The 20,210-nt window shown below is 68.6% G+C and carries 16 protein-coding genes, 2 pseudogenes and 1 other annotated feature; of the genes and pseudogenes, 9 read left to right on the top strand and 9 right to left on the bottom strand.

Annotated features, from left to right (window positions below; genetic code table 11):
• Positions 1-67 precede the first annotated feature (67 nt).
• Positions 68-1,314: pseudogene (locus Ae150APs1_RS08665) on the bottom strand (IS3 family transposase).
• Positions 905-1,033: a sequence feature (AL1L pseudoknot), on the bottom strand. Its footprint overlaps the pseudogene before it by 129 nt.
• Before the next feature lie 872 nt (positions 1,315-2,186).
• On the opposite strand from Ae150APs1_RS08665, the gene Ae150APs1_RS08680 reads away from it, so the two are divergent.
• Both Ae150APs1_RS08680 and Ae150APs1_RS08685 read left to right on the top strand, forming a co-directional pair.
• Entirely contained in the window at positions 2,187-3,371 is a 1,185-nt protein-coding gene (locus tag Ae150APs1_RS08680) for an acyl-CoA dehydrogenase family protein (protein WP_083680006.1), read from the top strand.
• 77 nt (positions 3,372-3,448) lie between these two features.
• Entirely contained in the window at positions 3,449-4,000 is a 552-nt protein-coding gene (locus tag Ae150APs1_RS08685; RefSeq protein ID WP_075296844.1) for a TetR/AcrR family transcriptional regulator, read from the top strand.
• 2 nt (positions 4,001-4,002) lie between these two features.
• Here Ae150APs1_RS08685 and Ae150APs1_RS08690 read toward each other — a convergent pair whose 3' ends face one another.
• The 4 genes from Ae150APs1_RS08690 to Ae150APs1_RS08705 all read right to left on the bottom strand — a co-directional run bounded on the left by Ae150APs1_RS08690 (position 4,003) and on the right by Ae150APs1_RS08705 (position 8,411).
• Positions 4,003-5,439 (bottom strand): wax ester/triacylglycerol synthase domain-containing protein, encoded by a 1,437-nt coding sequence (locus Ae150APs1_RS08690; protein ID WP_083680007.1) that lies wholly within the window; start codon positions 5,437-5,439, stop codon positions 4,003-4,005.
• Between the two features lie 58 nt (positions 5,440-5,497).
• Positions 5,498-6,433, bottom strand: a complete 936-nt coding sequence (locus tag Ae150APs1_RS08695; RefSeq protein ID WP_075296845.1) for an alpha/beta fold hydrolase — start codon at positions 6,431-6,433, stop codon at positions 5,498-5,500.
• A 251-nt stretch (positions 6,434-6,684) separates the two neighbouring features.
• Positions 6,685-7,515, bottom strand: coding sequence for a mycofactocin-coupled SDR family oxidoreductase (locus Ae150APs1_RS08700; protein WP_075296846.1), 831 nt, complete (start codon positions 7,513-7,515; stop codon positions 6,685-6,687).
• Between the two features lie 164 nt (positions 7,516-7,679).
• Complete coding sequence (locus Ae150APs1_RS08705) at positions 7,680-8,411, bottom strand: nitroreductase (protein WP_083680009.1); 732 nt, start codon at positions 8,409-8,411, stop codon at positions 7,680-7,682.
• Positions 8,412-8,644: 233 nt separating this feature from the next.
• On the opposite strand from Ae150APs1_RS08705, the gene Ae150APs1_RS08710 reads away from it, so the two are divergent.
• The gene (locus tag Ae150APs1_RS08710; protein ID WP_075301868.1) at positions 8,645-10,198 is read left to right on the top strand and encodes an aldehyde dehydrogenase family protein; all 1,554 of its coding nucleotides are present in this window, start codon (positions 8,645-8,647) and stop codon (positions 10,196-10,198) included.
• Positions 10,199-10,330: 132 nt separating this feature from the next.
• Positions 10,331-10,669 (top strand): MaoC/PaaZ C-terminal domain-containing protein, encoded by a 339-nt coding sequence (locus tag Ae150APs1_RS08715; RefSeq protein WP_083680010.1) that lies wholly within the window; start codon positions 10,331-10,333, stop codon positions 10,667-10,669.
• Between the two features lie 33 nt (positions 10,670-10,702).
• Here the strand turns inward: Ae150APs1_RS08715 and Ae150APs1_RS08720 are convergent, their stop codons facing one another.
• Both Ae150APs1_RS08720 and Ae150APs1_RS08725 read right to left on the bottom strand, forming a co-directional pair.
• Positions 10,703-11,842, bottom strand: coding sequence for a CaiB/BaiF CoA-transferase family protein (locus tag Ae150APs1_RS08720; RefSeq protein WP_212567183.1), 1,140 nt, complete (start codon positions 11,840-11,842; stop codon positions 10,703-10,705).
• The gene (locus tag Ae150APs1_RS08725) at positions 11,839-13,791 is read right to left on the bottom strand and encodes an NAD(P)-binding domain-containing protein (protein ID WP_075296847.1); all 1,953 of its coding nucleotides are present in this window, start codon (positions 13,789-13,791) and stop codon (positions 11,839-11,841) included. The genes Ae150APs1_RS08720 and Ae150APs1_RS08725 overlap by 4 nt, the downstream gene beginning before the upstream one ends.
• A gap of 366 nt (positions 13,792-14,157) precedes the next feature.
• Between Ae150APs1_RS08725 and Ae150APs1_RS08730 the strand changes: the two genes are divergently transcribed.
• The 3 genes and pseudogenes from Ae150APs1_RS08730 to Ae150APs1_RS08735 all read left to right on the top strand — a co-directional run bounded on the left by Ae150APs1_RS08730 (position 14,158) and on the right by Ae150APs1_RS08735 (position 16,777).
• Positions 14,158-15,654 carry a carotenoid oxygenase family protein gene (locus tag Ae150APs1_RS08730; RefSeq protein ID WP_075296848.1) on the top strand — a complete coding sequence of 499 codons (1,497 nt, stop codon included), beginning with the start codon at positions 14,158-14,160 and terminating at the stop codon, positions 15,652-15,654.
• A 74-nt stretch (positions 15,655-15,728) separates the two neighbouring features.
• Positions 15,729-15,950, top strand: a pseudogene (locus tag Ae150APs1_RS34565) (acyl-CoA dehydrogenase family protein); the annotation flags it as partial.
• 32 nt (positions 15,951-15,982) lie between these two features.
• Complete coding sequence (locus Ae150APs1_RS08735; protein WP_349289875.1) at positions 15,983-16,777, top strand: acyl-CoA dehydrogenase family protein; 795 nt, start codon at positions 15,983-15,985, stop codon at positions 16,775-16,777.
• Between the two features lie 49 nt (positions 16,778-16,826).
• Here Ae150APs1_RS08735 and Ae150APs1_RS08740 read toward each other — a convergent pair whose 3' ends face one another.
• Together Ae150APs1_RS08740 and Ae150APs1_RS08745 are read right to left on the bottom strand one after the other, a co-directional pair.
• Complete coding sequence (locus Ae150APs1_RS08740; protein WP_075296849.1) at positions 16,827-17,639, bottom strand: alpha/beta hydrolase; 813 nt, start codon at positions 17,637-17,639, stop codon at positions 16,827-16,829.
• Positions 17,636-18,034 (bottom strand): PaaI family thioesterase, encoded by a 399-nt coding sequence (locus Ae150APs1_RS08745; RefSeq protein WP_075329510.1) that lies wholly within the window; start codon positions 18,032-18,034, stop codon positions 17,636-17,638. Before Ae150APs1_RS08745 ends, Ae150APs1_RS08740 begins: the two co-directional genes overlap by 4 nt.
• Before the next feature lie 210 nt (positions 18,035-18,244).
• Between Ae150APs1_RS08745 and Ae150APs1_RS08750 the strand changes: the two genes are divergently transcribed.
• Together Ae150APs1_RS08750 and Ae150APs1_RS08755 are read left to right on the top strand one after the other, a co-directional pair.
• Entirely contained in the window at positions 18,245-18,868 is a 624-nt protein-coding gene (locus Ae150APs1_RS08750) for a TetR/AcrR family transcriptional regulator (protein WP_075296851.1), read from the top strand.
• Between the two features lie 177 nt (positions 18,869-19,045).
• Positions 19,046-20,200 (top strand): acyl-CoA dehydrogenase family protein, encoded by a 1,155-nt coding sequence (locus tag Ae150APs1_RS08755; RefSeq protein ID WP_075296853.1) that lies wholly within the window; start codon positions 19,046-19,048, stop codon positions 20,198-20,200.
• The last annotated feature ends 10 nt before the right edge of the window (positions 20,201-20,210 follow it).

Raw genomic sequence — 20,210 nt, forward strand, 5'->3', positions numbered from 1 at the left:
TCATGGCGACCTGGAAGTGCTGGACGGCGCCGTCTGTCAAGTGCCGGGTTTGGTAGAGGCTGAGTTCTCATGCTCCGGCGGGCTGCCGGGCGGTCGTGGTGGTGGCGTTATGGATCTCGTACTCGACCGGCGGGACGAAGCCGAGTTCGCCGTGTAGTCGGCGGTGGTTGTACCAGTCGACGTACTCGGCGACCGCGAGTTCAAGGTCGCTGATCCCCGCCCACGGCCCCTTGTTGCGGATCAATTCGGCCTTGAACAACGAGTTGAATGCCTCCGCCATCGCGTTATCATAGGAATCGCCGACCGACCCGACGGAAGCGACGACACCAGCTTCGCCGAGCCGCTCAGTGTAGCGAATGGCAACGTATTGGACACCGCGGTCCGAATGATGCGTTAACCGCGACAGATCTGCACCGCTGCGTTCCCTGATCCAGATCCCCATGTTGAGTGCGTCTAGGGCGAGATCGGTGTAGAGATGACGTGACAGCTGCCAACCCACGATCCTCCGGGAGAACGCGTCCAAGACGAACGAGGCATACACCCAACCGGAATGCGTCTAGATGTAGGTGATGTCGGCGACCCACAACCGGTTCGGGGCCGTCGCGGTGAAGTCGCGCTCGACCAGGTCCGGGCGCAGGTCGGGGCTGTCGGCACGGATGGTGGTCCGCGGCACCCGCTGCCGCCGGACACCGCGCAGGCCTGCGGCTTTCATGAGCCGGCCGACGGTGCACCGCGCGACCGGCCGGTCGTCCACGCCGCCTTCGCGGCCCAGCTGTGCCCAGACTTTCCGGACGCCGTAGACGCCGTAGTTCTCGGCGTGCACGCGTGCGATCTCGGCGGAGACGAGGATGTCGCGTTCCGCCCGGGCCGAGGGTGGACGGGTCTTCGCCGCATAGTAGGCACTCGGGGCGATCGGGATACCGGCGTCTTTCAGCACGGCACAGATCGGCCCGACCCCGAACTCGTTCCTGTTCTTGTCGATGTAGTCGGTGACTACCGTTGCGGGCGGTCGAGCTCCGCCGCGAAGAAAGCCGAAGCGGACTTGAGAATGATGTTGGCCCGGCGGAGTTCACGGGTCTCCCGCTCCAGCTCCGCCAGCCGAGCGGCCTGATCGGTCGTCGTCCCAGGCCGGGATCCAGCGTCGATCTCGGCTTGCTTCACCCAGCCGCGCAGGGTTTCCGGAAGGATTCCCAGCTGGTCACCGATACGGCGGCAGACGTTCGTGCCGGCGTTGACAGGGTCGGCCTTGGCGTCGAGGACCAGCCGGATCGCTCGTTCCCGCAGCTCGTTGGGGTGCTTCCGTGGGGCTGCCATCGCTGCTCATCATCTCCTGGCTTGACACCCTCCATCAAACCCGGCGCGAGACAGACGTCGGCGAGCCGGTTCGACTGCTCGGCGATCTCCGCATCCCGGATGATCCGGGCCGCTTCGTCCCCGTCTCCGGACGCGACCGACTCGACAGCGTCATCGACCACACAGTCGATCTCGGAAGTCTGCGCGGAGCACGGGCGCCCCGGCTCCGGCACGACGGTCACCGCCCAGGCGGTGGCAGGCGCCGCCACCAGCACTCCGGCGAGTGCGCAGGTGGTCACGACCAGCCTCGTTGCTCGGTTCGTGGACCTCAGTCCCATGGTTGACAGCCCTCTCCTCGACCCCATGGGCTCGGCCACCCAAGGGTTGTAAGGGCGAAACGATCGTTCCCGAGCGCAGTGACGTGTTTCTGCGACGCAACGGCGCAAAAACCCGAACGAGTGAAGCTCGTCGCAGCCACAGGCGACGACCTGCGGACCGTCGGAGAGCGCACGAACCTGAGCAGCACCGGGACCCCATGAGACCGACCGGCCGCCGCGGGCATGGCGCCAACGTCCCCATGCAGTCGGGGTGTCGTTGCAGCGAGCGGTCGAGAACGACGACGGCCCGCGTGAGTCGCGCTCACGTCGCGGCGACCGAAGGTGCACGGGTCCGGCGGGCGACCGTCGCGCCCTTCCCTGACCTGCGCGCACGCCTCGGAGCCTCCCGGCGCCCTTCCGACGACCACACAGATCGAACGACCGTTACGCACCTTGAGCCTGGCCGAGTAGCCTGGCTAGTACCAGTAGCAGCAACGACATGTCATACTCGCGGCACATTCAGAACGATCGTTTCTGCCTGCGTCGGCGGTGCCCCCGCCGGGATTGGACACGTCGATGACGACACAGCCGACCGTTCAGCCGTCGCTCCCACTCGCACCGAGCGACGAGGAGGTCCTGCTCCGCAAGTCCGTGCACTCGATCTCGGCGCGGTACGGGCCGGCCTACTTCCGGAAGGTCGTCGATGCCGGGGAGCCGGCGACCGACCTGTGGCGCGAGCTGGCCGAGAACGGCTTCTTCGGTGTCCACCTTCCTGAGGAGTACGACGGTGGTGGCGGCGGCCTGTCCGACATCGCGGTCGTCCTGGAGGAGACCGCCGCGGCAGGCGTTCCGGCGTTGGCCGCCGTCTTCTCCTCCGGCGTCAACGGGACGATCCTCGCCCAGCACGGCACGGACGAGCAGAAGGATCGCTGGCTGCGTGGGCTGGCCACCGGGCAGACGATGAGCTCGTTCGCGATCACCGAGCCGGATGCGGGGCACAACTCGTTCAACATCTCGACGTCGGCACGTCGTGAGGGCGACGACTGGATCCTGAACGGGCAGAAGTACTACATCTCCGGGTTCGACGAGGCCGAGTTCGTCATCGTCGTCGCCAAGACCGGCCAGGACGACAAGAGCGGGCGCGGGCTGCTCACCCTGTTCATCGTCGACACCGACGCCCCGGGCGTCAGCCACCAACCGCTGCCGACCGCGCTGCAGGTCCCGGAGAAGCAGTCGACGGTCTACTTCGACGACGTCAGGGTCGGCACGGACCGCATCCTCGGCAAGGAGCACCACGGTATCCGCGCGGCGTTCGCCGGCATCAACGCCGAGCGCCTCCTCGTGAGCTCGATCTGCACCGGTGTCGGCCGGTACGCGCTCGACAAGGCGGTGCGCTACGCGAGTGAGCGCACCGTCTGGAAGGCGCCCATCGGATCGCATCAGGGCATCGCCCATCCGCTCGCGGAGTCGAAGGTCGCCCTCGAGACCGCCCGCCTGATGACGGCCAAGGCCTGCATGCTCTACGACCTGGGGCGCGACGGTGGCGAGGCCGCCAACATGGCCAAGCTGACCGGCGTCGACGCCGGTCTGCACTGCCTCGACGCCGCGATCCAGACCCACGGAGGCAACGGCGTGGCGCTGGAGTACCAGCTGAGCAACTACTGGTTCCTGCTGCGGATGCTCGAGATCGGCCCGGTGTCGAAGGAGATGATCCTCAACTTCATCGCCGAGCACACTCTCGGCCTGCCTCGTTCGTACTGATCCACGCCTCCGGGTTGCGGAGGGCCGAGGCCCTCCGCACCTCTCCCGGACCGGACGTTCTCCTAGAATTGGCGATCATGGGCCGTGAACAGCAGATCCTGGACGCTGCCGAGCAGCTCTTCTTCGAGCGAGGCTTCGACGGAGTCGGTGTCGACGCCATCGGTGAGTCGGCAGGCCTGTCCGGGTCCGCGATCTACCGTCACTTCGACGGCAAGAACGAGATCCTCGGCGTCCTGTTCGACCAGGCGATCGACGCGCTGCTGCTGAGCATCCAGGCGCCCGGCGCGGATCCGGCGGCCGATCTGGAAAGTCTCGTGAGCGCACACGTCCGGTTCGCCGCACAGCATCCCCGCCTGGCAGCCATCTGGCTTCGCGAGGAACGGTCTCTCGCCGATCCCTATCGCAAGTCCTACCGACGTCGCCAGCAGCGCTACATCGATCGCTGGCGCGCCAGCCTGGAGAAGCGGTATCCGGGCGCGGGTCCGGAGCGGCTCAGCACCGCGATGCGGGCGGTACACGCCCTGATGCTGTCCGAGGCCACCCGCCCGACGCGTAGCCGCGCCCCGGAGGACTCCGGAGCGCTGCTGGAGGACATGGCGCTGCGGGCCCTGGCCGCCCTCGACGACTGAACTCAGGAGTCTGCGGTGAGGCCCAGGATCTCGTCGAGCGATCTCTGGATCGACTCCCGCAGCAGCTCACGATCGGTGTAGACCGAAGCGTCGACGTTCACAGCGATGCAGGCCGTGTCCACATGCGTGCACAGCGATGCGCACATGGTCGTGCCGGGCAGTGGACCGAACACCCACATGCGCTCGAACCGCGCCCCTGCGACGAAGACGTGCTGGGGAACGCCCAACCAGGAGCTCGTCGTCAGCGCCGCGCCCGTGGTCAGTGCTCCGATGGTGGCTGTGACGAGGCCGCGCGGGACGAGGTTCATCGCCGGTGTGAGGGTGTTGAGGAAGTCCAGTGCCGGCTCGGCACGCACTCGTTCGACCCGTTCGCGCATCACGCGGATCCGCTCGACCGGATCGGCCACGCTCGACGGAGCCGACCAGAACGCGGCGGTGAAGCGGCTCCCGCCCATCGGATCGTTCGGGTCACGGACCGAGACCGGCATCGAGATCGGCACGTCGTCCATGTCGGTGGCCATACCGAGGTGGTAGTGGCGCACGCCCCCGAGCACCGCGCAGACGAAGGCATCGTTGACCGTGCCGCCCACTGCCTTCGCAGCGCGCTTGAGGTCGGCGATGGGGCACTCGAAGGCTTCGAACCGCCAGTTGACCCGATCACCTCCGTTGAGGATCGGGCTGCGTGTGGGAGGTGGGGGCGAGGAGACCCGGACCAGGGAGCGAAGGTACGCCAGCGTCGTCGCCGGACCGCTCGCGGCATCGAGCGTCGCCTTACCCAGGCGTCGGGCGAGCCCCGGAGCTCCTGTCATCTGGCCACGGAGGCCGCGGACGGTGGCCGAGACGGGATCGAAGGCCTTCCGGTCGGGCGGGTCGGGTACCGGCTTGTCCGGCTGGTGCTCACGCGTCCGGTTGAGCAGCCGCCCCAGGAGTTGCGTCGCGCCGGCACCGTCCATGAGGACGTGATGCGCCTGCAAGAGATAAGCGGCGCGACCGTCCTCGAGCCCCTCCACGAGCACGCCACGCCACGGGGGGCGGTGCCGGTCGAGGGGTTCGACCCCCATCGTCTGTGCGAACTGCAGGAGCTGATCGGTCGACCCCGGACCGGGCAGCGCGATCCGCCACAGATGGTGTCCCAGGTCGAACGCGGGATCGGGAGACCACACCGGAGGCCCGGTGGGCAGAGCCGGCTCGACGACCCGGTCGGCGAACCGTGGCACGAGGCGCAGGGCCCATTCGTGCGCATCCCACAGTCGCTCCCAGTCGGGGGCCCGGTCGAGAAGCATCACCACGACGCCCGCCCAGGAGTCCGCCGGGGGGCTCTCCGTCCGCCACATCAACGAGTCGAGCGCGTTCAACTCGACCTCGGCACCCCAGGCCGCGAGTTCCACCCAGGCACGGCGGACGTCCTCGGCGTGATCGTTCTTGTGCACCTCGGTCATCGGATCTCCTGCCGGCAGTGGTCGGGTCGTCGGTGCGGGGTGGGGGTCGCGTTCCGGGCTAGCCACTGCGGCGGCGGGCGAGCCCGATCAGCCGCCGGGCCGTCGGGACCAGCCCGGTCGTGCGCGGCCGGGTGAACCAGTCGACGGGTTCCTCCCGCGCGGGGTCGCCGACGTCGCGAGGATCGCCGAGCCGGCCGGCGTCGACGTCGGCGAGGAAGTCGAGCAGGATCTGGTCGACGACCTCCGGCCACTCGAACATGGCGCAGTGGCCGACGTCCTCGAGCACGGCCAGACGTGCACCAGGGATCGCGGACCGCAGCGTGAAGGCGGTCGCCAGCGGCACGAGGTGATCGTCGCGGCCCCAGATCATCGCGGTGGGGCAGCGCACGGCGACCGGGTTCGCACGCCGGACGACCTCCACGGCCGATGAGACGGCGTCGGCGAACCCCGGTGCCTTCATCGCCGGGATGACCTCGCTCGCCAGGTCAGGGCTCAGGCTGGCGGGGCGCTGCACCGCACCCCGGAGGAACAGCCACCTCATCCGAGGATGGTTCACGACGAGGTCGAGCAGCGGTGTACGTCGGACGAGAGCGTCGAAGAGGCCGAAACCTGCACCGATCATCGCCAGCCGTAGCTCGCCGAGCCCGATGCTCCCAGCAGACACCAGGACCAGCCCGCGAGCCAGCTCGGGCCGCTGCTCGGCCACCATCGTGGCCACCAGCCCGCCGAGCGAGTGCCCGACGATCACAGCCTGCGTGATGCCGAGCCCGGCCAGGAGTTCCGCGATGACGTCCACGAAACACTCGGTCGTCCGTTGCGGCGGCAGCGCTTCCGAACCTCCGAAGCCGGGAAGATCGAGTGCGATCACCCGGTGGTCCCGCGCCAGCGCCGGGATGTTCTCCAGCCATGTCTGCCACGATCCGCCGAGGCCGTGGATCAGGACGACCGCCGGTCCTTCTCCCTCATCGACGTAGCGGATCACCCGCCCCGCCACGTCGGCGTCGTGGCATGCATACCCTGCCGGGCACGGGGTCTCCGTCGGCTTCGTTATTCGGCCCATTCCGTTTCCCGGCAACGCTGCCGGCACGGCGCGTCCCTCACCGTCGCTGCTCGATGATTCGCTGAGCCCCTGCTCCGCGGGACAACCGCTCGAGTGCCGAGCTGGCGGGTCGGAAGGCCGGGTCCCGTCACCTGTGACGCAGCGGTGACCGTGGCACCCGGCCTTCCGGACCGTCGAACCGTCGCTCAGTGGAAGTTGGTGAACCCGGCGTCGAACACGACGGTCTGGCCGGTGATGTAGCGCCCCGCGTCGGAGACCAGGTGCAGGACCTGGTCGGTGACGTAGGAGGCTTCGAGAAGGCCGTTCGGCACCGGCAGGGGGTTCTGCAGGTTCGCCGCGATCTCCGGGTGCTCGCTGGCGTAGCGGCCGAAGGCCTCGTTGGCGATCATCGGAGTGTTCACTCCGGTGGGGTGGATCGTGTTCACCCGGATGTTCTCGGGGGCGAGGCTGTTCGCCAGGGTCTTCATCATTCCGACGACGCCGTGCTTGGCGGCCGAGTAGCCGGTGACACCGGGGTTGCCCTCCGACACGCCACCGACGATGCCGTTGGTGGAGCTCGTGATGAGGACGACGCCGCCCTCGCCGTGCGCCCGCAGGTGCGCGATCGACGGCCCCACCGTGTTGAACGCACCGGTCAGCATGACGTCCACGGCCGTGGCGAAGGACTCGTGCCGGTTGCGCTCCTCGCCGGTGATCGGCATGACGCCGGCGTTCGCCAGCACGATGTCGAGCCGTCCGAACTCGGCGACCCCGTCGTCGAGGACCTTCTTGACGGCCGCAGCATCACGAGCGTCGGCCTTGACCGCGTGGATCCGCCGGCCGGTCTTCTCGACCTGCCGGATGGTCTCCTCGAGGTCCTCCTCGGTGGCGAGGGGGTACTCGACGTTCGGGTCGTTCTCGCAGATGTCGAAGCCGATGATGTCGGCACCCTCTTCGGCCAGCCGCACTGCGTGCGACCGCCCCTGTCCACGAGCGACACCCGAGATAAAGGCGACCTTGCCTTCAGCGATACCCATTGAGTCTTTCCTCCGATCGATGACACCGACTCCGGCCGGTCCTCACCACCGCTGTCGAGGAGCGACGGGGGTGCGGGGCGCTCGGCCACCGTGGCCCGGCCGGATGCGGCGAGACTATTCTGCGACGACCTGTTTCACAATAGGACGGAACTCCACCTGACGCGTCAGCTGGAGAACCAGGACACCGTGTCGTCGACCTCGCGACGACGGGTGCGGAAGGCGTTGGCCGCGGCGTCGACGTCGGGCCGGCCGAACGAGATCCCGCACACGACGTGACGGCTCTCGGGCAGTCCGAAGTGCGAGCGGATGAACGGCGAGTACGCGGCGAGCGCGGCCTGCGGGATCGCCCCGAGCCCCAGGCTCTCCGCCGCCAGAAGAAAGCTCTGGACGTAGAGGCCGCAGTCCACCGCGCCGTAGGTACCGAGCGCCGCCTCGGTCGTCACGATCGCGACGTGCGGCGCCCCGAAGAACTCGAAGTTCTTCACCGTCTGGGCTGCCGAGGCCCGACGATCGCCGTACTCGATCCCGACCGCGTCGTAGAGCTGCCAGGCACACTCCTTGCGCCGCTTGTCGAACTCACCCTCGTAGCGCTCAGGGAACGGGAAGTCCGGCGCCATCGACTGCCCGGCGAGATGATCCAGCAGCGCCCCTCTGAACCGGTCTGTGCCCTCGCCCTCGGTCACCATGACCTGCCAGGGCTGCGTGTTGCACCAGGACGGCGTCCGCCGAGCCAGGTCCAGGACGGCCTCGATCGTGGCCCGCTCGAGTGGCTCCGCCAGATAGGCGCGGCAGCTGCGGCGCCCGTCCAGCAGACGGGCGAGGGCGGCGGTGTCCTCGGCCGGCGCCGGCTCGCTGCCGGCACCGGTGGCGCGGGCACCGCCGGCGGTCGTCGTCACGGTTACTGACCTCCCAGGTCGTGCGGATCGCCTCGTCGCGGAGCCGCCGAAGATCCCGGCGCACTGGCGGCAGAACAACTGGTCCTATTTTGAGGCATCTGATATCAATAATGCCCCGGAGGGCACACCGAGTCAACGATCGTTCCGACGACCGGACGCGGTCGCCTTCCGTGCAGGTGCAGCGGAGCAGCTACACCACCGTCGCCAGCGAACGGTGGAGATCGGAGCGGGCGATGTCATCGGCGATTCGTGAGTCCACGGGGGTCGACCGTGGTGGGGCCGAGGTCGAGGTGCGGTCACCGGCCGACGGACGTGTCGTCGGATCCGTCCCTGACATGGACGCGGAGCACGTCCGCGAGGTGGCTGCGCGCCTGCGCGCCGCGCAGCCCGAGTGGGAGGCGCTCGGCTTCGCCGGGCGCCGGAAGTGGCTCGGGCGGTTCCGTGACTGGCTCCTCGACAACGAGCAGCGACTCCTCGAGATGGTGCGCGAGGAGACCGGTAAGTCCTGGGGAGACCTCGCGCTGGGCGAGATCACGCCTGCCGTGGACACCCTGAACTACTACCTCAAGCACGGAGAACGGTTCCTCCGGCCGGAGCGGCGCAGCCCGCACAGTCCGGCGATGCTCACCAAGCGGCTGAACATCACCTACTCGCCCCACCAGCTGGTCGGGGTGATCACCCCGTGGAACGCCCAGCTGTCGATGCAGATGCTCGATGCACCCGCCGCCCTGATGGCCGGCTGCGCAGTACTGAGCAAGGCGTCCGAGGAGACGCCGCTGGCCTGGGCCGAGGCCGTCCGCGGGTGGAACGAGGAGATCGGCGCCCCGCCGGTTCTCGGCTGCGTCACCGGACGCGGGGAGACCGGCGCAGCCGTCGTCGACGAGGTCGACATGATCCAGTTCACGGGCTCGGTCGAGACCGGCCGTCGGATCGGCGTCCGCGCGGCCGAACGCCTCGTCCCGTGCAGCCTCGAGCTCGGCGGCAAGGACGCGATGATCGTACTGTCCGACGCGGACATGGACCGCGCCGTGTCGGCCGCGGTGTGGGGCGGCTTCTACAACGCCGGTCAGATCTGTGTGTCGGTCGAACGCGTCTACGTCGAGGCGAGCGTGTACGACGAGTTCGTCGACCGGGTGGCGGCCCTGACCCGGACCTTGCGCGTCGGCTCCGACGAGCCCCGTTCGTACACCTGCGACGTCGGAGCGATCGCAACCGAGCGCCAGCTCGAGATCATCCAGTCTCATGTCGACGACACGCTTGCTCGTGGGGCCCGGGCGGTGACCGGCGGCAAGCGTGCGCCGGGCTCGGGCATGTTCTTCGAGCCGACCGTCCTGGTCGACGTGGACCACAGCATGCGCTGCATGCAGGAGGAGACCTTCGGCCCGATCCTGCCGATCATGAAGGTCGCCGACGAGGACGAGGCCGTGCGCATGGCCAACGACTCCCGTTACGGCCTGGCGGCGAGCGTGTTCAGCAAGAACCGCGCGCGCAGCAGGGCCGTCGCCGCCCGCGTCGACTCGGGAACAGTGAACATCAACAACGCGATGACCAACGTCTTCCAGCTCCCCGTCCCCATGGGCGGGCGTCGCGACTCCGGTATCGGCGCCCGCCTCGGCGGTGCGGGCGGCATCCGGAAGTACTGCCGGACGAAGCCGATCATTGAGGAGCGGTTCAACCTGAAGTCCGAGCTGTACTGGTATCCCACGGTCGGCGACCGCAGCCGGCTGATGGGCAAGCTGGCCCGTTTCGTCGGGGCCAAGGACCTGCGTCGACGGCTGGGCCGCTGAGCGTGGCCGACGACTTCCGCGAGGTCCCCGGAGAGCTCCTGCTCTCCGGGGACCTGGCCGTCGGACAGAGGTTCGACATCGGCAGCCACCGGCTCACGAGCACGGAGATCACAGAGTTCGCCCGGGAATGGGATCCGCTCCCCCCACCACCTCGATCCGACGTCGCCCGAGGCGGCTCGGTTCGGCGGGCTCATCGCGAGCGGGGTGCACGTGCTCGCGATCTTCCAGCGCCTGCAGGTCCGAGCGTTCCTCGCCCGCGTCGCCGTGGTGGCCGGACTGGGTACCGACGGCATGTACCTGCGCGCACCGAGCAGGCCCGGCGACCTGCTGGCGGGACACGTGGAGATCGCTGACATCACCCCGCGGCCGGAGCGCGGCGACGCGGTCGTCCGCACCCTGGGAACACTGGCGACGGAGAAGGACGTGACGGTGTTCGAGCTCGATGCCCGCGTCCTCGTCCGGAGCGGGTGACCGGGCCGGAGCCGGCCCGGTCATCCGACCGGTTCAGTGCTGCTGTGCCACACCGGCCTCGATCAGCTCGTCCACCGTCGTGATCCCCCACTCGGCGAGTGCCTGCCGGGTGTGCGTGCCCGGCTCCACCGGCGCGTCGGGGACCTCGGAGGCGGTCCGGCTGAACCTGGGAGCGGGCGCCGGCTGCTCGATGCCCCCGATCTCGACGAAGGTCTCCCGCGCCTTGAGATGCGGGGGCTTCGCCGCCTCCGTCAACCCGAGTACGGGCGCGACGCAGGCATCGGTCGCTGCGAACTCGGCAGCCCACTCGTCGCGGTCACGAGCAGCGAATGCCTCAGCGATGCGCTCCCGCAGCGCCGGCCATCGTGAGGGATCGCGGCGGTCCGACTCGTCGGCCTCAATCCCTAGTACGTCGACGAACTGCGCGAAGAACGCCGGCTCCAGGGCGCCGACAGCCAGGTGCCCGCCGTCCTTCGCCGGGTACACGTCGTACCAGGGCATACCGGTGTCGAGCATGTTCGACGCAGGACGGTCCCGCCAGAGACCGGCGGCGAGCATCCCGTGCAGCAGCCCGGTCAGCGACGCCGCGCCGTCCACGATCGCGGCGTCGACGACCTGGCCGCGGCCCGACCCGCGCGCCTCCCAGAGGGCGGCGAGAACGCCCATCACGAGGAAGGTCGCTCCCCCGCCGAAGTCCCCGACGAGATTGAGCGGCGGGGTGGGCGGCTGGTCGGCCCGACCGATCGCATGCAGCGCGCCGGTGAGTGCGATGTAGCCGATGTCGTGGCCCGCGGTCCGGGCCAACGGCCCGTCCTGGCCCCAGCCGGTCATCCGTCCGTAGACCAATGCAGGGTTCACCGCCCAGCAGTCGTCCGGGCCGAGCCCCATCCGCTCCGTGCCCCCCGGCCTGAACCCCTCGATCAGCACGTCCGCCGAGGAGACCAGATCGAGGACGGCCCGCACCCCTCGCTCGTCCCGCAGGTCCAGGACGGCACTGCGCCGACCTCGCCGAAGGACGTCCTGCGCAGCAGGGACGGCACTCCCCCCGCTACCCGGTCGGTCGATCCGCAGGACGTCGGCGCCCATGTCGGCGAGCAGCATCGCCGCGTACGGGCCGGGGCCGATGCCGGCCAGCTCGATCACCTTGAGGCCCGCGAGCGGTCCGCCGCTCACGCCGTTGCCCGATCCACGTCGGCACCGGATTCGACGTGATAGTCGCCCAGATCGGCCTGCAGCGTCCGCTGCCAGTAGTCGAGGTACTTCCACGGACTGCTGATGACCACACGTCCGGCATCGTTCCGGTAGTAGGTCGTCATCCCGGGATGCACCCAGATCGAGTGGGACAGGGCCTCGTCGAGCTCGCGGTTGTACTCGTCGAAGACGTCCTTGCGGACCTCGGTCGTGGCCAGACCGTCGGAGATCATCGCGCCGATCATCTGCATCACGTAGCGGACCTGGAACTCGGTCGCGATGATCGCGCTCCCGCCGTGACCTGCGTTGGTGTTCGGCCCGTTGAGGATGAAGAAGTTCGGGAAGTCCGGGACGGTGATGCCGAGGTACGCGCGGGCGTCCTGCTTGCCCCACATGTCCCGCATGGTCTGGCCGGACCGGCCGCGGATCTCCATGGGCCACAGGAACTGCAAGGTCTTGAACCCGGTCGCGAGCACGAGGACGTCCGCCGGGTGCTCCTCACCGGAGTCCGACACCACGGAACCGGACCGGATCTCCGCGACTCCCTCAGTCACGAGCTCGACGTCGTCACGGCGGATGGTCCGGTACCAGCCGTTGTCCAGCAGCGGACGCTTGCCGTAGGGCGGGTAGTCGGGCAGACAGGCGTCCAGGAGCTCGTCGGCCTGCTCACCCAGCTCGCTACGGATGTACTCGGTCAGGAACACGCGGTGCCGATCGTTCACCGCGTTGATCGACCGTTCCGGATGGGGCCAGTCGGGGTCGATCTGCAGCGAGGGGTGGAGCCTGTCCGAGAAGTTCCAGAAGGCCCGCAGCCGGTACCAGGCTGCGTAGTACGGCACGACCTCCATCAGGTGCTTCACGTCCTCGCTGACCGCACGATGGTAGTTCGGGTGCGGCAGCGCCCACTGCTTCGACCGCTGGAAGACCGTGATCCTCTCGGTGTCCTCGGCGACCGACGGCACGAGCTGCATCGCGCTGGCCCCGGTCCCGACCACGGCGACCCGCTTCCCCGCGAGATCGACGTCGGACCGCCACTCGGCGGTGTGCATGGTCGGCCCTTCGAAGCTGTCGAGCCCCGGCAGGTGCGGGACCGAGGGCCGGTTCACCATTCCGACCGCGGAGATCAGGACGCGCGAGCTCCTCGTCGCCCGGATGCCGTCGGAGTCGACGGTGCTGACCCGCCACGTGTCGGACGTCGAATCGAACTCGGCGTTCTCGACCTCGACCCCGAACTCGATGTTCCTCCGCACCCCGTGCGCGTCCGTGAGCCGTTCCAGATATGCCGACACCTGCGGCCGTTTGGCGAAGTAGCGGTCCCACCGGGTGTTCGGGAAGAAGGAGAACGAGTAGAGGTGGCTCGGGGTGTCCACCCCACACCCGGGGTAGGTGTTCTCCAGCCAGGTGCCACCGACCTCGTCGTTCTTCTCGAGGATCGTGTACGGGACACCGGCCTCCTCCAGCTTGACGGCCATGCACAGCCCGGAGAGCCCGGACCCGATGATCAGGACGTCGACGTCGCGCCGGCCGGAGTCGATCCGGACGTCCCGGCTCCGGATACCGAGTTCCTCACTGAGCAGTGGCCCGTACTCGGAGGGCACGTCCTCGCCCATCGCCACCTCGAGCATGCGCGCGACCCGCTCGGGGGCCGGATCGGACGCCGGTTCGGCGCCCGAGACCACGAGATCGAGTACCGCCTCGCGGATCTGTGCCTGGACCGCGTCCGGCAGTCCACCGGAATCGTTGTCGTCGAGCCCCTTCGGACGCTGCGGACGGAAGTCCCCCTCCAGCCAGGAGTCGTCGCCGGTGACGTGGGCCAGCACCATGAGCAGGGTCGGAATGTTCCCGCCCGCCAAGGCCTGGCGCAGCCGGTCGACATCGACGTCGGAACGCCCGGGGTCACCGGTCCACTCCTCTCGAACGCCGTCGTTCATCACTGCCCCTTTCGGAGGGCCGCGGACCCCCGGCGGCCGAGCTGCCGCCGCACCGCGGTCAGTGGATGCCTCCACTTTTACGAGTCGGAACGTCTCAAATATATGCCACGCAGGTCGGCGAGGTCAACCCCGGACCGGAGCAACGAAGTGCGGCGTCGTTCCGAAGCGATCCGGGGCCACTCGACATCGCCTGCCTGCCCGGAAACAGCATCTGACCTGCCTCCCTGTTGCCGTCTGATCCACTCCACCTGTCGCATTGCGGAACGATCGTTTACAGTTGAGGCAGTCGTAGCGGCGATCGGAGGGCCGCGAACGTCACACGGCGCCGGACAGATCGCTCACCGACATCGACTGAAGGGTTGTGCCATGGGGTATCCACTGCCGGAGGAAGCACGTCTCACGGGCCCGTTCAAGCCCATGCGCTTCGAGGCCACCGTCGACGAGTGCATCGTGTCCGAAGGAGAGATCTCGAAGGATCTCGCCGGCGGGTTCTACCGGGTGGGGCCGACCTGGAAGCGCCCGACCCGGCAGGGCACGAACGGCCTGCTCGGCATGGACGGGATGGTGCAGGGCCTGGTCATCCGCGACGGGCGCGCCGACTTCCGCAACCGCTGGGTCCGTACCCCGAAGTACCTGCTCGAGGAGAAGCACGAGCGGGGGATGTTCGAGTGGACCGACGGCGCCTGGAACGACTGGCGCACCTACGGCTACGGCGACGTGCAGCGCGACAGGTACACCACCGGCGTCCCGCAGGGCACCAACAACATCAACGTCTTCCCGTTCGCCGGCGAGATGGTGGCCTCGTCCGAGCAGGATGGCGCTCCGATCGCGCTGGACCCGATCACCCTGGAGACCAAGGGGATCGTGAACTGGTCCCCCAAGCTCTCCGCCGGCATCCACGAGCCGGCGGCCTACGGTGACGCCACGTTCACCGCGCACCCCAAGTGGGATCACGAGACCGGGATCCTCTACGGCTGGGCCTACCGCGACACCGCGCCCTACGTCACGGTGCACGTCGTCCACCCCGACGGCGGAGTTGAGACCCGGGAACTGTGGGATGCCCCGTACAACACCGTGGCTCACGACATCTGGCTCACTCCCGACTGGATGGTGATGCCGTTCCAGCCCTTCCTCATCGACAAGGACCGGATCACCAAGCAGGAGACCAGTGTCTTCGGGTGGGAACCCGACCTCCCCATCGTCCTCGCCCTGATCCCGCGCCACGATCTCCAGGCACCGGTCCGCTACATCACCACCGACCTCGAGCCGCAGTACGTCATGCACACTCTGTCGGCGAACGTCGTCGGCAACACCCTGACGTTGGACGGCCCGATCTTCAACCGTCCACCGTTCCCGCTGGAGCAGGACTTCGCGGCAGGTGACGACGTCGCGCTGTTCTTCTCGATCGCCAAGAGTCATCTCGGCAGGTGGACGATCGACCTCCGGACCGGCAAGGCGAAGTCCGAGCAGCTCTCCGACCAGCCCTCGGAGCTGCCGAAGGTCGACGAGCGGTTCTACGGCAAGGGCTACCGTTTCGGCTACCAGGTCGGTGGCGAGATCAAGCGGGGCGGGATGCGCATGAACAGCCTCGTCGTGACCGACATGCAGACGATGGCGAGCCAGGAGCACGTCATCCGGACCGACGAGCCCGCGGCCGTGCTCGAGGCGACGTTCGCGCCCCGCCACAAGGACTCGCCCGAAGGCGACGGATACATCATCGTCCCGGTGTCGTGGTGGGCCGACAAGCGCGGTGAGTACCAGATCTTCGACACGCACGACATCACCAAGGGCCCTATCTGCCGGATCGAGCTGCCCTTCATGATGGGCTGGACCCCGCACGGTCACTGGATGGACTTCCGTTGATCACCCGCTCCGTGTTCGACGGCGAGCACGAGAAGTTCCGGACGACGGTCCGGGAGTTCCTGACCGAGGAGGTCGTGCCGGCCTACCCCGAGTGGGAGGAGTCCGGACGGCCCTCACGGCACTTCTGGCGGCGCGCCGGGGAGCTCGGCATCCTGGGAATCGGGGTACCTGCGGAGTACGGCGGCCTTCCCGGTTCGGACTTCCGGCACAGCGCCGTGGTCACCGAGGAGATCCAGCGGCTGTTCCTCGCCGTCGGAGGACTGCGGGTACACACCGACATCTGTATGCCGTACTTCCTCGAGTACGCCTCCCCCGAGCAGAAGCAGCGGTGGCTCCCGCGGTTGGTCGCGGGCGAGGCCGTCGTCGCGCTCGGCATGTCGGAGCCCGCGGCCGGATCCGACATGAAGGCGATGGCCACGCGCGCGGTCCGCGCGACGGCGATCACTACGTCGTCAACGGCGCCAAGACCTTCATCTCCAACGGCGCCGCGGCCGATCTGGTCGTGCTCGCGGTCAAGACCGATCCTGCTGCCGGCCGCAACGGCATCAGCCTGTTGGTGGTCGAGACCGACACCCCTGGGTTCGAGCGGGGCCGCAAGCTCGACAAGCTCGGCCTGAAGGCACAGGACCTCGCGGAGCTGGCGTTCACGGACATGCGGGTCCCGGTGACGAACCGGCTGGGCGAGGAGAACGAGGGGTTCCGGTATCTCTCGGCGAACCTGGCCCAGGAACGGCTCTCGATCGCGATCAACTCACAGGCGGCCGCGGAGGCGGCTGTCGACACGGCCGCCGAGATGCTCGCCGACCGGCGGACCGATCAGCACACGAAGTTCGAGATCGCCGGCTGCGTCACCGAGGTGCGCGCGGGGCGGGCACTCGTCGACACCTCACTCGCCTCCCTGGTCGCCGGCGAGCTCGACGGGGCCGATGCCGCCCTGGCCAAGCTCTACTGCACCGAGCTGCAGGGACGGGTGGTCGACCGCTGCCTGCAGCTGGCAGGTTCCGACGGGTACCGATGGAGCTCGTCGCTGGGCCGGGCCTACCTCGACGGTCGCGTCAGCCGGATCTACGGAGGTTCGAGCGAGATCATGAAGGTGATCATCGCGAAGGCGGCCGGCCTCTGACGAGAGGTGCCGCCCTGCCGATCCCGGCGGGGCGGCACCGTCGGCGGCATCAGAGACCGAGAAACCCGGACAGCGCCTCGTCGAAGGCGTCCGCCGCCTCGAACATCGGGTAGTGCCCACAGTCGAGCAGCTCGATCAGGCGAGAATCGGCGAGCCGCTCCTGCAGCCACCGAGCGCCCTCGATCCGGTGCACAGGGTCCGCGGCACCCATCACCTGCAACACCGGTGCCGTGACCGCCGGAAGATCCGCGGTGAGATCGCTACGGAACATCGTCCGGGCGCACTCGACCGCGGCCCAGGACGGCATACGCAGCGACAGACCGCCGAGGTGGTCGAGGACGTCGGGGCGCGGCTCGCGGGCGAAGGCAGCGGCGATGAAGGTGCGGCGGGCGGCTATCCGGTCAGCGTGCTCGGCGTCGAGCATCGCTCTCTCCGCCTTCTCCGCATCGCGACCGAACGGGAAGGCATCCGAGCGGGACGCACGGACGCCGTTCGAACCGACCAGCACCAGGCGCGAGACGCGGTCGGGGTGGGCGGCCGCTGCGCGGAAGGCGACCTGGCCACCGAACGACCATCCCACGACATCGGCCCTCGAGACCCCGCACGCGTCCAGCACGGCCACGAGATCCCGGACGAGCGTGTCGAGGTCGTAACCGTCCAGCGGTGCATCGGACTGGCCGTGACCCCGCTGGTCGAGCGCCAGCACACGCCGCGTCGCAGCGGCCAGACGGACCTGCCGGTCCCAGACCTCGTGCGTCATACCGAAGCCGGGCAGCAGCACCAGTGGTGTCGTTCCGGGGTGCTCGGCACCCAGATCCTGCACGAAGAGCCGCACACCCTGGCCGACGTCGACACCGCTCATGACGTGCCCTTCGCGGCCGCATCGGCCGGAAGATGCCGGGACGAGCCGTCGACCGCCATCGTTCCGCGGAATCGCGCCACCGTCCGTCCCTTCGCCCCGGTGACCTCGACCGAGACGAACACCAGCGTTCGGCCCACCCGGTCGACCGCACAGTCGAAGAGCAGCGGTGGATGTGCAGCACGGAGGAACTCCGCGGTCAGCGTCGCGGTGGCCGGCAGCAGCCCCTCGGCCAGCGCGGTCACGGCGACGATGCCGAAGCACTGGTCCGCCCACGCCGTGACCAGGCCGCCGTGGACCGCACCGTTCGCATTCAGGACCCAGTCCGACCTCGTGAGACGCAGCTGCGCGCGCCCCTCCGCGATGTCGAGGCACTCGATGTCGAGCTGGCGCGACACGGGCATCGACTCTGCCCAGCGGGCCCATTCCGCGCTGTCTCCGCCGTAGGGGACCGGGACCCAGGTTCCGACCTCGTTGACTTCATTTTCGAGACTCATCGTTCCATAACTATCGTCGGCGGACCCCGGGCCGTCAACCGACCTCTGGACGTTCCTCCGGTTATGATTCACGCCGTCTCGAATTAGAATCTGCACTACAGGGGAGTCGACGTGGCGAAACGCTCGAGCCAGGGACAGACCGCCTCCGGGCGCCCACGCGGACGCCCGCGCCGCGACATCGACCCGGCCGCCGTCGCGGACGCGGTCGCGGAGCTCTTCGCCGAGGGCGGCTTCGACAACGTCTCGATCGGGGGTACCGCCGAGAAGCTGTCGGTGTCGCGAGCGACCCTCTACCGCACCGTCCCGACCAAGGACGACCTGCTCGGCATCCTCTTCGAGAGGAGCACCAGAGACCTCTACGAACGAGCCTCCGACGCCCTCTCGGCCGACTCCGACGCCCGGGAGCACCTGTACACGCTCATCCGCGTGCACGTCGACGCCGCGATCCGCATGCGCCGGTACATGACCGTCTTCTACGGCGGCGCCGGACTGCCTCCCGAGGTCTACGAACGCTGGCAGGACTTCCGGCGCCGGCACGAGGAGATCTGGCTCCGCGCCGTCGACGCGGCGATGGTCGACGGAGTACTGGAGAAGGACGACCCCCAGGTCGTCGTCCGGCTCCTCCTCGGCATGTGCATCTGGGTCTCCCGCTGGTACCGGTCCAGCGACGGTCACACCACCGACGACATCGCAGAGTCCGTCATCCGGCTCATCAGCCCCCGGCCGCGAACTTGATCCAGAACGATCGTTCCGATCGCCGTTGACAGAGGCGGTCGCCGTTCCTACTATTGAGACGGTTCGACTCATAAGTCGACAGTAAGGCTCCGGCTCCGGCCGGTCCTGACCTGCGCCGTACGCAACGACACGTGATCCACCGGCGCGACCTCCACGACGACGTGAGGAGCATGCGCCGTGAGCGCATCACGATTCACCGACGAGCAGCAGGCGTTCGCTGCTGCGGTCGCGGACTTCTGCCGCCGGGAGGCGGGGACGCGCGAACAACGCATCGCGTTGACCGACGGTGGCCGCGACTCCCACAGCCCGGAGCTCTACGCGAAGTTCGCGGACGCCGGCTTGCTCGGTGTCGGGATTCCCGAGCAGTACGACGGATCCGGCGGCGGGCTGATGGATCAGTGCCTGCTGTTCGAGGGTTTGTTCCGTGGGCTCGCCCCGTTGCACGGTGCGGGTCCCTCGCACACGGTCGCCGGCGTCTACAAGCACTTCGGGAGCGAGGAGCAGAAGAAGTCCGCGCTCGCGGCGATCGCCGGCGGCACCGTGATGTCGATCAGCATCTCGGAACCGCAGGCCGGTTCCGACGCGGCCGCCGTGGCGTGCCGGGCCGAGCCGACCGGCGACGGCTACCGGATCAACGGGCAGAAGACCTGGTGTTCCGACGCGCAGTACGCGGGCTCGATCCTGCTCGTCGCCCGCACGGAACGCTCCGCGAAGCCGCACGCCGGCCTCACGATGTTCGAGCTCCCCACCGACACCCCGGGTCTGCAGATCAGCCCGATCGAGACCATGGGCGGCCGGGAGGTCAACGATCTCTACCTGACCGACGTCGAACTCCCGGGCGACGCGGTGGTCGGCACCGTCGGCGCGGCGTGGAAACAGGTCATGGCCGGTCTCAACGGCGAGCGGCTGGTCGCTGCCGCTCAGGGACTGGGTATGGCGCAGCGGACCTTCGACGATCTGCTCGGTTATCTGCGCGAGCGGGAGCAGTTCGGTCGTCCGATCGGCACTTTCCAGGCTGTCCGGCATCGCGTAGCCGACCTGGCCATCGAGATCGAGGCTGCCCGTGCCCTCACCTACGACACGGTGGCCCGGGCCGAAGCCGGTGGCGGCGACCCGGACGACCTCGTTCGCCGTACCTCGCTGTCCAAGGTGAAGGTCACCGAGACCGCCAAGCAGGTCGCCCTCGAAGGCGTGCAGCTCATGGGCGGATACGGCTACGCCACCGAGTACGGCATGGAGGAACACCTCCGGACCAGCATCCCCGCGACCATCTACGCGGGGACGAACGAGATCCAGCGCGAGATCATCTCGTCCACCTTCGGGTTGCGCTGAACAAGGGCGG

The sequence above is a fragment of the Pseudonocardia sp. Ae150A_Ps1 genome (genome assembly GCF_001932315.1).
GTDB lineage: Bacteria > Actinomycetota > Actinomycetes > Mycobacteriales > Pseudonocardiaceae > Pseudonocardia.

Bases quoted from the DNA above. Each gene is read 5' to 3' on its own strand.
- Ae150APs1_RS08680 (WP_083680006.1), top strand. From the start codon at position 2,187: ATGACGACACAGCCGACCGTTCAGCCGTCGCTCCCACTCGCACCGAGC.
- Ae150APs1_RS08685 (WP_075296844.1), top strand. From the start codon at position 3,449: ATGGGCCGTGAACAGCAGATCCTGGACGCTGCCGAGCAGCTCTTCTTC.
- Ae150APs1_RS08690 (WP_083680007.1), bottom strand. From the start codon at position 5,439: ATGACCGAGGTGCACAAGAACGATCACGCCGAGGACGTCCGCCGTGCC.
- Ae150APs1_RS08700 (WP_075296846.1), bottom strand. From the start codon at position 7,515: ATGGGTATCGCTGAAGGCAAGGTCGCCTTTATCTCGGGTGTCGCTCGT.
- Ae150APs1_RS08710 (WP_075301868.1), top strand. From the start codon at position 8,645: ATGTCATCGGCGATTCGTGAGTCCACGGGGGTCGACCGTGGTGGGGCC.
- Ae150APs1_RS08725 (WP_075296847.1), bottom strand. From the start codon at position 13,791: ATGAACGACGGCGTTCGAGAGGAGTGGACCGGTGACCCCGGGCGTTCC.
- Ae150APs1_RS08730 (WP_075296848.1), top strand. From the start codon at position 14,158: ATGGGGTATCCACTGCCGGAGGAAGCACGTCTCACGGGCCCGTTCAAG.
- Ae150APs1_RS08740 (WP_075296849.1), bottom strand. From the start codon at position 17,639: ATGAGCGGTGTCGACGTCGGCCAGGGTGTGCGGCTCTTCGTGCAGGAT.